The sequence below is a fragment of the Paenarthrobacter sp. E2MeOHC11 genome (assembly GCF_058744955.1).
The window spans coordinates 3,346,018-3,360,249 of the sequence record NZ_CP196673.1 but is presented as its reverse complement, the minus strand read 5'-3'; the positions used below and the strand labels follow the sequence as shown (position 1 = coordinate 3,360,249).

General features: G+C 61.0%; 10 protein-coding genes. 6 read left to right on the top strand and 4 right to left on the bottom strand.

Going from position 1 to position 14,232, the window contains the following annotated elements; all coding sequences use genetic code 11:
* Window positions 1–70: 70 nt before the first annotated feature.
* Window positions 71–1,945 carry an FG-GAP-like repeat-containing protein gene (locus tag ACSSVG_RS15675; protein WP_492415572.1) on the top strand — a complete coding sequence of 625 codons (1,875 nt, stop codon included), beginning with the start codon at window positions 71–73 and terminating at the stop codon, window positions 1,943–1,945.
* A 52-nt stretch (window positions 1,946–1,997) separates the two neighbouring features.
* Here ACSSVG_RS15675 and ACSSVG_RS15670 read toward each other — a convergent pair whose 3' ends face one another.
* Window positions 1,998–2,816, bottom strand: coding sequence for an alpha/beta fold hydrolase (locus ACSSVG_RS15670; RefSeq protein ID WP_492415570.1), 819 nt, complete (start codon window positions 2,814–2,816; stop codon window positions 1,998–2,000).
* A gap of 128 nt (window positions 2,817–2,944) precedes the next feature.
* Between ACSSVG_RS15670 and ACSSVG_RS15665 the strand changes: the two genes are divergently transcribed.
* Window positions 2,945–4,450 (top strand): S-layer homology domain-containing protein, encoded by a 1,506-nt coding sequence (locus tag ACSSVG_RS15665; protein WP_492415568.1) that lies wholly within the window; start codon window positions 2,945–2,947, stop codon window positions 4,448–4,450.
* A gap of 167 nt (window positions 4,451–4,617) precedes the next feature.
* Here the strand turns inward: ACSSVG_RS15665 and ACSSVG_RS15660 are convergent, their stop codons facing one another.
* The gene (locus tag ACSSVG_RS15660) at window positions 4,618–5,526 is read right to left on the bottom strand and encodes an alpha/beta hydrolase (protein ID WP_492415566.1); all 909 of its coding nucleotides are present in this window, start codon (window positions 5,524–5,526) and stop codon (window positions 4,618–4,620) included.
* 251 nt (window positions 5,527–5,777) lie between these two features.
* Here ACSSVG_RS15660 and ACSSVG_RS15655 point away from each other — a divergent pair, with 251 nt between their 5' ends.
* Together ACSSVG_RS15655 and ACSSVG_RS15650 are read left to right on the top strand one after the other, a co-directional pair.
* A complete protein-coding gene (locus ACSSVG_RS15655) occupies window positions 5,778–6,359 on the top strand; it encodes a DUF1349 domain-containing protein (RefSeq protein ID WP_253468904.1) in 582 nt (193 codons plus the stop codon).
* A 118-nt stretch (window positions 6,360–6,477) separates the two neighbouring features.
* The gene (locus ACSSVG_RS15650; RefSeq protein ID WP_231341985.1) at window positions 6,478–6,879 is read left to right on the top strand and encodes a MarR family winged helix-turn-helix transcriptional regulator; all 402 of its coding nucleotides are present in this window, start codon (window positions 6,478–6,480) and stop codon (window positions 6,877–6,879) included.
* 35 nt (window positions 6,880–6,914) lie between these two features.
* On the opposite strand, the gene ACSSVG_RS15645 is transcribed toward ACSSVG_RS15650, so the two are convergent.
* Window positions 6,915–8,378 carry a protein adenylyltransferase SelO gene (locus tag ACSSVG_RS15645; protein ID WP_492415564.1) on the bottom strand — a complete coding sequence of 488 codons (1,464 nt, stop codon included), beginning with the start codon at window positions 8,376–8,378 and terminating at the stop codon, window positions 6,915–6,917.
* A 51-nt stretch (window positions 8,379–8,429) separates the two neighbouring features.
* Complete coding sequence (locus ACSSVG_RS15640; RefSeq protein ID WP_492415562.1) at window positions 8,430–10,769, bottom strand: glycosyltransferase family 2 protein; 2,340 nt, start codon at window positions 10,767–10,769, stop codon at window positions 8,430–8,432.
* Window positions 10,770–10,988: 219 nt separating this feature from the next.
* Here ACSSVG_RS15640 and ACSSVG_RS15635 point away from each other — a divergent pair, with 219 nt between their 5' ends.
* Window positions 10,989–12,554 carry a chitinase gene (locus ACSSVG_RS15635; protein ID WP_492415560.1) on the top strand — a complete coding sequence of 522 codons (1,566 nt, stop codon included), beginning with the start codon at window positions 10,989–10,991 and terminating at the stop codon, window positions 12,552–12,554.
* Between the two features lie 104 nt (window positions 12,555–12,658).
* On the top strand, window positions 12,659–14,194 hold the full coding sequence (locus ACSSVG_RS15630; protein WP_492415558.1) for a hypothetical protein: 1,536 nt from the start codon (window positions 12,659–12,661) through the stop codon (window positions 14,192–14,194).
* Window positions 14,195–14,232 lie beyond the last annotated feature (38 nt).

The following is a 14,232-nucleotide window of genomic DNA, read 5'->3' as shown; positions in this document are numbered from 1 at the left end:
AACCGATTCTGCCTCTCCTATAGAATCCACACATCGAAGTGTTTCAGCGTGGCGGGTTTTGGGGGATTCTATGGGTGCTCTTCTGTATGCATCGCGCGTGATCGGGAGGATGAAAGTTCGACGCCGTCGCCGAGCTATTGCCCTTTCAGTCATTCTGGGAGTGACACTAGCGGCGCTGATGGGTAGCCCGGTTTCACCAGCGAATGCCGATACGGTGACGGACGATTTTCGTGTAGGACATGGGCCGACGAGCATTGCAGTGAACCCAAAGACGGATACGGTGTACGTCACCACTCAAGAGGGAGTGTATGTGCACGGCGGTCCTACTGGAGGCCGCCATCTTCTGGTTTTCTATACCACGGATGTCGCCGTTAACTCCGCGACAAATAAAGTCTATGTAAGCACCAACTATGACTACGTTGCTGTGGTGGACGGCGCTACCCACGGCGAGCCCGAGCGGATTCCCGCGAAAGGGAGAATTCTGGCCGTCAACGAAAAGAACAATAAGGTCTACCTCGGCAGCGACAGCGCCCTCACGATCATCGACGGCGCCACGCAGACCACCACGATTTTGCCAATCACTGGCGGCGTGGAGGACATCGTTGTGAATCCAACCACAAACAAGGTCTACGTTATGGGTGGCGGCACGATAACTGTCATCGACGCCGACACCGTCAGCTCATCGATCAATATCGGCGCCGGTGGCATCCTGGCCATAGCGCTCAACCCGCTCACCAATACGATCTACTTCACGACATCCAGCATGTACGGCGCCGGTATACGGGTCATTGACGGCAAAACTGACACAGTCACGAGCTCCATTCCGTCGGCCCATCCGGTAGGAAAGCTGGCGATAAACGCGACGTCCAAAAGGATCTATGTAGAACTGGAACGCAGCTCCACGGATAGATACATCCAAGTCGTGGACGCGGGAAATCAGATGCAGGTGGCTGAATTTAGAACCCCCGGGAAAATCACCGACTTGGTTGTCAATGAAAGCAACAACAAGGTATATGCCCCGACGTCGGGCAATGGAATCACTATCTTCAATGGTTCAAACAACAGCACATCATTCGTTGATACTCTAGGCCAGGGTGGCGACGCGGCAGTCAACGCCGTTACGAACCGGGTCTACGTCCTCGACGATGCGGGATGGAACATGGCAATCATTGATGGTTCCGTTTCTTCTCCAGTGAAAAACGACTTCAACGGCGACGGTAAGTCCGATGTCCTGGCCCGAGACTCTGCGGGTGCGCTCTGGCTTTACCCAGGCAACGGCTCCGGGGGATGGCTACCCCGCAGCCAGGTGGGGCAAGGCTGGAACGTCATGACGGCCTTGGTTTCCACCGGCGACTTCAATGGCGACGGTAAATCCGACGTCTTGGCTCGTGATGGCGGCGGAGCGCTTTGGCTTTACCCAGGCAACGGCGCCGGTGGATGGCTGCCACGCAGCCAAGTGGGGCAAGGCTGGAATGTCATGACTGCGATGGTGGGAGTGGGTGATCTCAACGGAGACGGCCCCCCGGATATCGCAGCTCGTGATAGTGGCGGCACCTTATGGTTGTACAGGGCCGATGGACGGGGCGGATGGCTGGCCCGTCATTGGTACACCTCTGGCTGGAACAACTATTCTCAGATTATCGGCGTAGGCGATTATGACGGTGATGGAGCGTCTGATGTGGCCGCCCGTGATGGCGCCGGGGCGCTGTGGTGGCTCTACCCGCGAGCGGGCGCTGGTACGCTGCCCAAGCACATAATCGGCCAGGGGTGGAATGTAGTGAACTCCTTGGCTTGGCCAGGCGACTTCAACAGCGACGGATGGCCCGACATCCTCGCCCGAAACTCGGCAGGCGAGCTTTGGATGTATTCGGGGCACGGAGGGTTCTCCTGGCCAACGGCGAGCAAAATCGGCGTCGGCTGGAACGGCATGACGGCCATTCTCTGAGCCATTCGCTCTGCGGAGGAAGCAATGCGGCTAGCCCTTGAACCATCAAGGGCTAGCCGCCCCGCACGTCACCCAAAAACCCCGTCACATCCCCCGCCACCCGCTCCGGGCACTCCCACAGCACCAAGTGCCCGGTCTCCTCGTAGACCTTGAGCCGGGACCCCGGTATGCGCCGCGACAGGGTCTCCTGATGGTGCCGAGGCACCAGATGGTCGTGGGCACCCCAGAGAACCAAAGTGGGGGCTGAAATGGTCCCGGCTTCCGTGGGTGGAACGGCTTCGTAATAGCCTCGCAGCGACGATTTCCAGACGGCAGCCGGCATGGCCATGCCGTCCTGCACGCGGTCCTGGATATACGAGGCGGGAACCGTATGCAGCAGCCGATACCAGGACAACGACCCGCGCACCCACTCCTCTGAAATCGGGTCAGTGAGGGAATCCACTTCGGCGGCGAACGCCGGCTTCCCACGGAGACTCAAAGGCGCACCCACCAGAATCAGAGATGCCACCAGATCGGGTCGTGTCACCGCCAGTTGCTGCGCCACATATCCCCCGCTGGATGAACCCAGCACGTGCGCACGGACAAGACCCAGGACATCAAACAAGGCCACGACGTCTTCGGCTACCTCCACCAGCGAATAACCGCCCGAAGGTTTGTCAGCAAGACCGTGCCCACGCAGATCCGGTGCCACCACAACCACATCCGGAAGTGCGGCAATCAGCCGCTCAAAGCTCCGCCAGGATTCACCCCAGGCGTGCAACAGGACCAACGGCGCGCCGCCGTCGTCGAGCGTTTGCTCAAGGTGACCTTGGACAAAGCAGGGAACGCTGATGCCGGTTCGCAGGGCGACAGTCCTGACCTCGGACTCCATGGACCCAGAGTACGCCCGCCACGCCGGAGTCACGAGGTGACAAGGCTCCTGACGGAACCCATCCCGCCTGTAGCATCCCATGATGTATGCGCTGCTCAGAGCGCTCTAATCGAATATGGGGAACCCAGATGCCCAAGGCTCTTTCGTGGTTGGCGATCCTATCGCTGACCGCGTCGGCGGCTGTCTTTTTGCCGCAAACCGCGACTGCTTCGGACAAAGCAAGCGTCGCTGCCCTTCTCTCATCCTTGACCGTCTCCGCGGAATCAAACACCGGCTACAACCGCGACCTGTTCCAGCATTGGGTGGACGCCGACAGCGACAGCTGCGACACCCGGTCCGAAGTCCTTCAACAGGAATCGCTGACACCCGTGACGTTCAGCTCCGGCTGCACAGTGGCCACAGGTAAGTGGACGTCCTGGTACGACGGCGGGACGTGGACAAACGCGTCCGACGTCGACATTGACCACTTGGTCCCCCTCGCCGAAGCATGGGGTTCCGGCGCAAGCGCCTGGACGGCCGAACAGCGCCGCGACTACGCCAACGACCTCACCTTGGACGTGGCCCTCGAAGCTGTGACCGACAACGTGAACCAGTCCAAGAGCGACCGCGACCCGGCCGAATGGATGCCGCCGCTGGCAGGAACCGCCTGCCGGTACGCAACGGACTGGGTACTGGTGAAATACCGTTGGCAACTGGCCATCGACCAAGCCGAGTCGGCGGCCATCTCGTCGGCCATCCAGGGCTCCTGTGCAACCACGCAGGTCGCTGTTCCAACGATCGCCGTGGACGCTCCGCCCACAGAACCGATCACGTTCAGCGACGTCAACAGCTCCACGCAGTTCAACGCAGAGATCTCCTGGCTCGCATCGCAAGGGATCTCAACAGGCTGGGTGGAAGCGAACGGGACGCGCACCTACCGTCCGCTCAGCCCCGTAAACCGTGACGCCATGGCAGCGTTCCTCTACCGCCTGGCCGGCAAACCTGCGTTCACACCGCCGGCGACGTCGCCGTTTACTGACGTGACGCCGTCGAGCCAGTTCTACAAGGAAATCACCTGGCTGGCCACGAGTGGCATCTCAACGGGTTGGACCGAAGCGAACGGTTCCAAGACCTTCCGCCCGCTCACACCCGTCAACCGTGACGCCATGGCAGCCTTCCTGTACCGCTTCGGCGGCAACCCGGACTTCGCCGAGCCCGGCACTTCCCCGTTCGAGGACGTCCCGGTGGGAACCCAGTTCTACAAACAGATCACCTGGCTTGCAGCGCAGGGCATCTCCACCGGTTGGGACATCGGCTACGGCTGCCGCGCGTACAACCCGCTCCAGCCCGTGGCACGTGACGCCATGGCAGCGTTCATGTACCGCTTCGTCAATGGCGGCACCGGAGGAATCACAGGCAACACGTGCTCTCCTCCCCCGCCGCCCGTGACGCCGACGCCGCAGCCACCTGTGACGCCGCCAGTTACGCCGCAGCCGCCGGCGAACCCGGGCAACAGCAAGAACTGCACGGACTTTGCCACATGGCGCCAGGCCCAGGACTGGTTCGACTACTACTTCCCGTGGTACGGCGATGTAGCCGGTCTTGACAGCGACGGCGACCGCATCGCCTGCGAGAGCCGCCCCGGTCACCCCTAGCGGAAAGCACGACGGCGGACCCTGCCTTTGGGGGCAGGGTCCGCCGTTGCAGGGGCCTGACACGAGCAAAAAGTATCGGCACCCGGTCAATTACCAGCTAGCACCATTAGAGTTGAAGTGTCCCGCCTGATCCCCCATCAGGCGGGACACTTTCGTTCCAGCTGTTCTCAGATGACCGGCCTGTCGGTCCCCCAGTCGCGGAACCCGCTGGCGATCTCTGCCGCATGGGTGTGATGGAGGTAGTGCTCCCCCGGAAGGGGCACCACGGTACCGTCCGCAACGCTCGCCGCCTGCCTTTGGTGCAACCCCAGCCATTCCGGATTCTTCGCATTCTCCGAAACGACGAAAAGCAGCAGCGGCAGGTCCTTGGGGAACCCGGTCCCGAGTGCGCGCTCGAAGTTGGTGCGAATGTGGGTCATCTCGTTGAGATAGGTCGGGCTGATGGAGTTCCGGTTGGTCAGCATCTTCATCTGCTCACGGGAGTGAGCGGAGTATGCGTCGCTGTAGCTTTCGCCGGCAGCGGCCGCGAGGCGGAGAAGGCCGAGGTTCTTCGCAGCGGACAGGAGTCCTGTGGGGAACTGTGCGTCCATGCCAGGTTGTCCGGGAACGCTGGAGTCGATGCCCACGAACGCCGTCACTTCTTCCCGATAGCGGGCGGCGTACTCAATCCCATAGATCCCCGCGATGGAGTGTCCCATCAGGATGTAGCGGTCAACGTCGAGTTTCGCGAGTGCCTGATGGACCTCCTGCACGATGTTCTCCGTGGTCCTCTCCCGATCCGTACCATCGCTCAAACCGTATCCAAACGGTTCCACCACAATCACGCGATGATCCGTGGCGAGGTCCCGGACCAGTGGCGCGAAATCTAGGACGGGGGAAGAGGTACCAAATCCCGGCAAGAGCACGATTGTCTCCCCGGCTCCGCTGACGAAGACGTTCATCTGGCCGCCGTCAATGTCCACCCGCTGGCCGTAGGATTCGATCCGATGACTCTCGGACTCACTCGCGACCACATCCACCACAGTGGTGGTAGCCAGTCCCACCGCGAGCACGGCTCCGACGGCAGTCACCGCCACGAGCAATTTCTTAACTGACCTCTTCAACCATGCCTCTCCAGAGCACACGGTGTGCTCTCCATCCAGCCTCGCCTTTTGCAGCGCCGGACGCGTCACCCCCAGGTGTTCACTTGCGTACTACTTTCGTGGTACGTGGGTATCGTGTCCTAGTCAGCGGGGAAGAAATTGGCGTGTTGAACTGTGGGAGCCAGCGCCGAGGACGCTGGAGCCCTTGGCACCAGAACCCTATCCACCCAAACTCGAGGAGCCCTGTGATCACTGACATTCCTTGGAACCGAGGCGAATGGACCAACCAGCCAGCCGCCGTCGTCGAGCAGGAAGGTGACCTTCTGGTGACTGCAGCCGAAAGCAGTGACGCCTGGCGCATCACGTCCTACGGCTTCATTCACGACACCGAACATGCGCTGCTTGCCCCGTTCCCACAGGACAGCGCCATGGAGGTTGAGTTCACTGCCGCGTTCTCCCAACAGTTCGACCAAGCAGGCATCTTCGTCCGCATCAGCGCCGAGCATTGGGTCAAGGCGGGCGTGGAATTTGCCGACGGCGCCGCTCAACTGGGCGCGGTGGTCACGGACGGCTTCTCGGACTGGTCCCTGGCGCCTGTCCCGGAATGGACCGGCGGACGGGTCCGAATCCGGATCAGTCGCCAAGGCGACGCCCTCACCATCCGGGCCGCTTCAGGCCGCAACGAACTCCAACTAGTGCGGGTCGTCCCGTTGGCGCCTGGGTTGGCCGCAGCCGCCGGACCGTTCACCTGCGCACCAACTCGCGGAGGGTTGACCGTCCCCTTTCACTCCTGGCGGGCTACGCCAGCGGACAGCCAACTGCACTGAGATGGGATGCGGGCAAAGCGCTCCGTCCTACCCCGCACAGTCCAGCCCCGGCGGTACTCATGTAATCTAGTAAGTAAGCTGACTACTTTGGGAAAGCTGGGGTGCCTCAATGCCTGACATGGACCGATGGCCAACCAGCCGGTTGCTGTCCACTGCGGCGCGGCTCGTGGAGCTGGCATGGAATGAGAAGCTGCGACCCCTGGGGCTGACGTACCCGGCAGTACTCACCCTTGATACGGTGGCAACCGCAGGGCCCATCACGCCGGGGAAGCTTGCGGAAAGCGTACGCGTCCAAGCCCAAACCATGGGACCACTGCTGTCCAGACTTGAATCCCGAGGCTACATTCTCCGCCAGCCCAACCGCTTCGACCGCCGCAGCCAACTGGTGTCGATTACCGAAGTGGGGCTGGCGCTGCTCGAACAGTCCCACCGTTTGGAGAGCATTGTGCTGTCAGCCATCAATCTGGACTCCGGCATTCTCCGCGAGGAGCTCCTGGCGATCGTGCGTCACTCACGGTAGGGTTGCTGGGTTTCGAGCCGTCCGGGCCGGGCCCCTTACGTGCCGCAGAAGGTCCGGTAGGGACCGAAGCTCTCCGGCGCTGGCTCAGCATATCTTTCCAATCCCGGGCGTTCGTTGAACGGATCGGACACCGCCGCCAGCAACCGCTCCGCCGGTGCGGTGTCCCCCTCTGTTGCGGCGGACAGGGCCTCCTCCACCAGATGGTTGCGCGGGATATAGATCGGGTTGACCCTGTCCATGGCATCGGCATCAGGCGCCAGGGCACGCCAACGTTCCAGCCAGGCATCGAACGCTGCCACGTCCAGAATCATGCCGCGGGAGGGTTCACCCTGCCCGCGGGCCGCCTCGCCGAGGCTGCGGAAGAACGAGGTGTAATCCGCGCGCGACTCCTGGACCAGCTCAAGAAGGTCATCCACCAGAGGTGAGGCAACGCCGTCGTCAATTCCCTCAGGCAGCCCAAGTTTGGCCAGCATGCCGCTGAACCATGTGGCGCTGTACTGCTGGCGGAACGCGTTCAGCGCCTCAACAGCAAGGGCCACCGCCTGCTCCTCGTCCTCGTGGATCAGCGGCGCGAGCGACTCGGCGAAACGGGCAAGGTTCCACTCCGCAACCAATGGCTGGTTGCGGTAGGCGTAGCGTCCCTGTTCATCAATGGAGCTGTAAACCGCCCCGGGATCAAAGCCATCCATGAAGGCGCACGGGCCGTAGTCGATGGTTTCGCCGGAAACTGTCATGTTGTCGGTGTTCATGACGCCGTGCACGAATCCGACCAGCATCCATTGGGCCACAAGTTTCGCTTGGACCGATATGACGCTCTTGAGAAGTCCAAGGTACCGGTTGCTTTCCCCGGCCGACGACGGGTGGTGTCGTTCGATTGCGTGATCAGCAAGGCGGCGGAGCAGATCCACGTCGTTAGTGGCCCTGGCATATTGGAAACTACCTACGCGCAGGTGGCTGCTGGCCACCCGGGTCAGAACAGCCCCCGGCAGGAGAGTTTCACGCTGAACCTGATGCCCCGTCCCGACGACGGCAAGGCTTCTGGTGGTGGGAATGTTCAGGGCATGCATCGATTCACTCACGATGTACTCGCGCAGCATCGGGCCGACCGCTGCCAGTCCATCACCATTCCGGGCAAACGGCGTGCGCCCCGAGCCCTTGAGATGGATATCGCGGAGCTTCCCGTCGTCGCCGGCGATTTCACCCAGCAGCAGGGCACGCCCATCCCCCAACCGGGGTGAGTACCAGCCGAACTGGTGACCCGAGTAGGCCTGGGCTACTGGGGTTGCTTCCTCCGGTAGGGCATTACCGATCAGCAGCCGAATGCCCTCGGGGCTCCGGAGAAAATCAGGATCAAAACCGAGTTCGACGGCGAGTGGCTGGTTAAGTGCCAGAAGCTGCGGGTCGGCTGCCTCCTCCGCCCGCCACGGAATGGCCAACTCCGGGAAGTCCCGGGCGAAAAACCCCTCGAAGGCGATGGTGGAACGTGCAACGTCACTCATCGCTTAATGATACCGATGCGTTTCAGGGTTGCCCGGTCGCAGCTTCGGGCATCACCGCAAAGAGATACGACGACGGCGGTCGGTTCCGCCGCGGAGGTCCCGGTTAAGCCTGCGGTCGCCGTGGTAGAGAATCGATTCCCAGTCCACTTCCTCCGCGGTCTTTGGCACTACGAGGGACTCCGGCTTGGCCTTGGACTTGGGAGTCACGTAAAGCCAGTTGATGGCACCGAGAAAGACGTCCACCGCAGAATTCCAGATGCCGATGTATGCCTGGATGCAGGTCATGGCCAGGACGGCATTCAACGACGCGAAGGCTACGTTTCCCCAATTACCCTGTTGGGCGTCCCTCCAGATTGTCAGGATTGAGAACGCGACGATTGCGTACGGAATCAACACATAGATGGCCGGCGCAGCGGTCCGGTTCTTCACCTTGGGTGTACGGACAAAGGGGATCTTGTCCCCCGTCAGCCCCTGTTGGAGAGACTTCAAAACTCCGGCCAGGTTGACCGGGAGCAGGATGAGGTTGAAGCCGTAGATCCGGAAAATGTCGCTGAACCGGTGCCCGCAGTCGCGAAGGTCCGAACCCATGCACAGGAAGTACGGGAGGGCGGCGATGAAGACGGCCGGACTGAGCAGCCTGCTGTCGTAGGGGTAGGCCAACAGGAAGAGGAGTCCAAAGCTGGCCCACGTTATGGACGCCATATAGTTCACCCGCAGCAGCACTTCGCGGATGAGTATCCGTTGCCGTTGGCTGCGCCTATGGGACAGCTGGTTCCACAGCTTGGGAAGGATCAGCAAGCCGCCGTTGGCCCATCGCCGCCGTTGCACCACAAGTGAGCCGAAGTCAGGTGGTGTGGCGCTGTAACTCAGGCGCTCCGGATAATTCACGAGTTTCCAGCCATGGGTTCCCAGATCGATGCTGGACTCGGTGTCCTCAATGACCGTGCGGTCCTGAATGTAGGTACGGATTTCGAACCCGCCCACTGTCTCCACTTCCACGATGTCTTCAAGCGCGCACTTGCGGATGATCGCGTTGGCTCCCACCCAGAACGTGGCACCGTAATAGGTCATGCCTTGGTGGAGAATGTGCTGGATGTCCGTTGTGGCGCCTGCGATTCTCTCGATCCTGGTGGGGGCGCCGCGGAACGATGAATACGGCGTTTGCGTCACCGCCACACGTTCATTGCCGGCAGACTCAAGGAAATAGACCAACCGCAGGCAATAGTCCCGCAGGAGCAGGGAGTCCGCGTCCAAAGTCAGCAAATATGTGCTGTCCGGAACCAGGAGGTCGTCCTCACGCGGAACCAGCGAAGGCCGCAGCACCACGCTTCCGGCAGTTTCTTCCCGGCGCCACCTTTTGCCCATGAGGGAGATGTAGGCATTGAGGTTCATGGCTTTGTTGGCCTCATGGGAGAGGCTGGCGTACTTCTTGCGCTCAAACGTCTCCGTGCGGACATTGAAAATCCAGGTGAGGCGAAGATAAAGCTGCTCCATGCGTTCCGGGCTGGGGGCAGCATTCTGGGCAGTGGCTGCTTTGAGCGCCAATAACACCAGGCGAAGTTCGCGCGCCAGTCCCATAATGACCAGGTCCACGAAGAATTCATCCACGTGGTCCTCAACCGTCTCGGCCTCAGCCATCGTCTCCAACCACTCAACGGCTGCCTCATACTCGCCGATCAGCAGCTGGAGTTCCCCGGTCTCATTGGCGCCTGAACCTTGCCTCTCCCTGAAGGCTGCAAGGGCTTTGTTGACCCGCCCTGCCGGAGCCGACATCGCGTCTTCGATGTGACCTGCCAACGCACGGGTTTGGTCAAGGCGTTGAATCTTCTCCGGCTCAGTGGGGTTGGGAGGGTCATCGAGCAACAACACCACTCGCAGATCCGGGAATTCCTGAAGAGCGGCCGACCACAGCGTTCCCCTCACAACCTGTGGTTCTTCGGCATAGGACGGCACCAAAACCGTCACGGCCTCGCTGTAATGGGCAAAATGGTTATCCAGCTCTCCGCGGGGTACCCGCCGGTGTTCCTTAAACCGATAGAGGGCTCCTTGCCGCGCCATGAGGTACATGAGGGCTGAGAAGGTCAGGAAAGTGACCACAATGAGGTAGGAAATCGATTCGAACCCAAACCGGAACCCGGAGTTTGGGTTGTCAACGAACTGCCGAATGATGGTGGAGACAACGTAATAAATCCACGCTCCCACCGTCACCAAAATAGCCAGCCTGCCGAGCACGATCTTTCGTGAAGAGGGCGTTGGATGAACAATTGCCAAGGGCTCGGAGCGACGCTCGGATCCCCACTGACGCTTACGTACGGCATTTTCCAGGCGCTCAGGGGGAAGCAAACCGGAATCCCGCGCAAGTTCAGGTGAAACAACCAACTGGTCCGTCATAGTTCCCCATCAGACTGTGACCGGGCCAAAAAGCCCGATGTCCGGTGAACGTCCGCCTTTTCGTAGCAAAAGCGTCGCCGATTGCCCTTATAGTAATCGATAACAGGTACCTTATGATTCGCGTGCAATCGACGGAAATCATTTGGACACTTTTAGGCTTTGTCAAGAGGCTAATAACATCCAGTCGCTCGCATTTCCAGTGTCAACGTTGGGGGATTTATGTCGAAACACTTTCCTGGGCGAAAGTTGTCCTGGATTCGGCTCTCCGTTCTTGTCGCTGTGATTGCGGCAGTGGTGGGCGCCGGCGTCGTTTCCTGGCGCACCTACACAGACACCCGGGCGGCCGCAGCCTCACCATCGGTCTTCACCGGATACGTTGATGTAACCGCGACCCCACGGTACGCATTCGAGCAACCAGCCACAGAAAACACCAAGTCAGTGGCGTTGGCTTTCATCGTCGCCGATGCGAAGGATGGGTGCACACCTTCCTGGGGATCCTTCTACAGCCTTGAAGCGGCCGCCACGGAACTGGACCTGGACCGGCGCATCGCCCGGCTCCGGCAAACCGGTGGAGACATCGCAGTCTCCTTCGGCGGGCTATCAAACCGGGAACTTTCCACCGCCTGCACTGATGACGCACGGCTGCAGCAGGCCTATTCGGCCGTGGTGGACCGCTACGACCTGTCCACCATCGACCTGGACATCGAAGGCACCGCCCTGGCTGACAAGGCTGCCATTGCGCGGCAGGCCAAAGCCATCACAGCTCTGCAGAAAGACCGGCAAGCGGAGGACAAGAACCTGTCCGTCTGGCTCACGCTCCCCGTGGCCCCAGCCGGGCTGACCGCTGACGGGACTGCCGCCGTCGCGCAAATGCTTGCCGCCGGAGTGGAACTTGCCGGCGTCAACATCATGACCATGGACTATGGCGAAAGCCGGGTTGCCGGGCAGTCCATGCTGCAGGCCTCCATCGCGGCGGCGGAAGCTACCCATGCCCAATTGGGTGATATCTACTCAGCCGCGCAACAGAACCTGGGTGCACAGACGCTGTGGCGCAGGATCGGCCTCACGCCCATGATCGGCCAGAACGACATTGTGGCCGACGTGTTCACCCTGGCCGACGCCCAAGGCCTTCACGACTTCGCGCAGGGCAAAGGCATCGGCAGGATGTCCATGTGGTCCTTGAACCGGGACGCCGAATGCGGGCCGAACTATCCCACCCTCACAGTAGTGTCCGACGCTTGCAGTGGTGTGGCGCAAGGCAGCACCCGGTTCTCCGACGTCCTGGGAGCCGACATCGACTCCAAGGTCACTGACGCCCCCAGCTCCGCGTTGCCCATCGGCACAACCACTGCCACGGCGGTAGTGGACGACCCCGCCACCAGTCCCTATCCGATCTGGTCCCCCGTGGCCACCTACGTGCAATCAGACAGGATCGTCTGGCAGGGCAACGTTTACGAGGCCAAGTGGTGGACAAAGGATGACGTGCCCAATGACCCGGTCCACGACGGCGCCGCGGCGCCGTGGAAGCTGATCGGTCCAGTTCTTCCCGGTGACCGCCCAGCACCCGAAGTCACCGTTCCCGCCGGAACCTACCCGGCTTGGTCGGCCACCACCGTTTACCACAAGGGTGACCGGGTGATGCTTGACCAGCACGTCTTCGAAGCCAAATGGTGGGTCCAAACGCAGAGCCCTGAGGCGGCCCTGCAGGGTTCCTCCGACTCAGCGTGGATGAAACTCTCCAACGAGGAGATGGCCAAGTTGCTGGCGGGAGGAACGGCTAAGTAGCCGTCGGCAGGCTGTATTCTCTACTTGAGCCACGCCCAGCTGGCCCTTTTTTGGTTTGGAACCACACCCTCCAGGTGCTGAACCTTTCCGTTCCTGGGGGAACCATGAATTCTTCAGCGCCTGCGCTGACAACCCGACTGAAGTCTGTGGGACTGGCCATCACGGCGGTAGGGGCAGCATTTCTGCTGTCCTCGTGCACTTTCCTCACGCCTCAAGCTGCGCCTGCCACAAGCACGCCAGCACCAACCGTGGCTCCGGTTGAGCGAAGCACGGAAACCGCGACGGCGGCATGGGAAGTTGCGCTCGATCCCATCGGTCAGCCTGTGGTGGCCGACGGTGTTGCGCTGGTTTACGCCAAGAGCGCGGCAGGCGTTGCGGCCCATGCCATCTCTGTTGCAGACGGCAAAGAGCTGTGGACGCAGCCCGTTCATCCCGGGTACGAAGCACCTGGTGTCCCGCTGGAACCGGTTGTGACCAGGACTTCCACTGGCAAGAGCGCCGCGATCTTCCTGCAGGCGGCAACACCACCAGCCAATGACGGCGGCGTGGCATGGTGGACAGCCCCCGTAGCCTTTGACCTTGGAACAGGAAAGGAAATCTATCGCGGCAGGGAAGAGCTGGTCAGCACTCGTCCCTTCGCCTGCGACGATATCCAAGACATGTGCTTCATCGCCTTCGATGAATCAGCCCACACTGTGGAACATTGGGTGGACTTGGAATCCGGCGAGGAATCGGGTGGTCCCGACATCAACCCCCTCATCGGGAACTTCCGACCAGTGGGCAAAGAACTTTACTCGGTGGTGACGGACGGCGTCGAAAAGCTGGCCCACATCTCCTACGGCGAGGTGCTCTGGGAAGTCGGGATAGAAGAAATCTTTGGCAAAGGGGCCAACACCGGCATGGGCTGGCACTTCATCTACTCCGAAAAGCTGGACCTCTACGTTGGCTCCGTTGGAATGAACCCCACGGATCTCGCACCCGAAAAATTCTCCGAGCAAACCTTCTCACTGAACCTGCGCGAATCCACTAAGACCGTAGGCTTCCGGGCTTCAAGCGCCCGGGTTCTCTGGACATCGGAAGGATCGCAAGTTGAGTGCGCCAAGACAATTGGAACCACAGCCACCAAGTTGGAAGGGGGCGAGGCATTCCCTGTTCGGTGCGAGTACACCGAGGGCCACATTGAATTCCCCTCTGGAAAATATCGTGGTGGTCTATCAAAGTTGGTCGGCTACGATCCCCTCACCGGCAACGCCGCTTGGGAAACCAAGGCGGTAGAAGTCCGGAGCTGGGGCGACTACGGCCTTTTGCCGTCATTGACCCCTGGAGACAGGGTTATTGCAGGCACCTTTTGGAGCGCAAACCTTTGGGACACCGCCGCCGGGAAATACCGTGGCACATCGTTCGAGGACGTGTTCGTCTGCCTCAAGGAGACGACGTACACCATGCCCCCTCGTGGCCCATACCAGGATGCTCCCGGCGCAGGCTCTTTCTCAGCGTTCCCGTGTATCAAGGGCGGCACGGCCGTCCCAGCATTCACTTACGGTGCCCTCACCGACGTGAATACAACGGCCAATGGCGTGGCCGTCATCTCCTTGGAAGGAAAAGTGGCCGGCTACAAGCTCCTGAACGGCTTTGTGTAGGGAATGCCCGGGCAGCCCCTCAGCTTGGGCGGGACCGG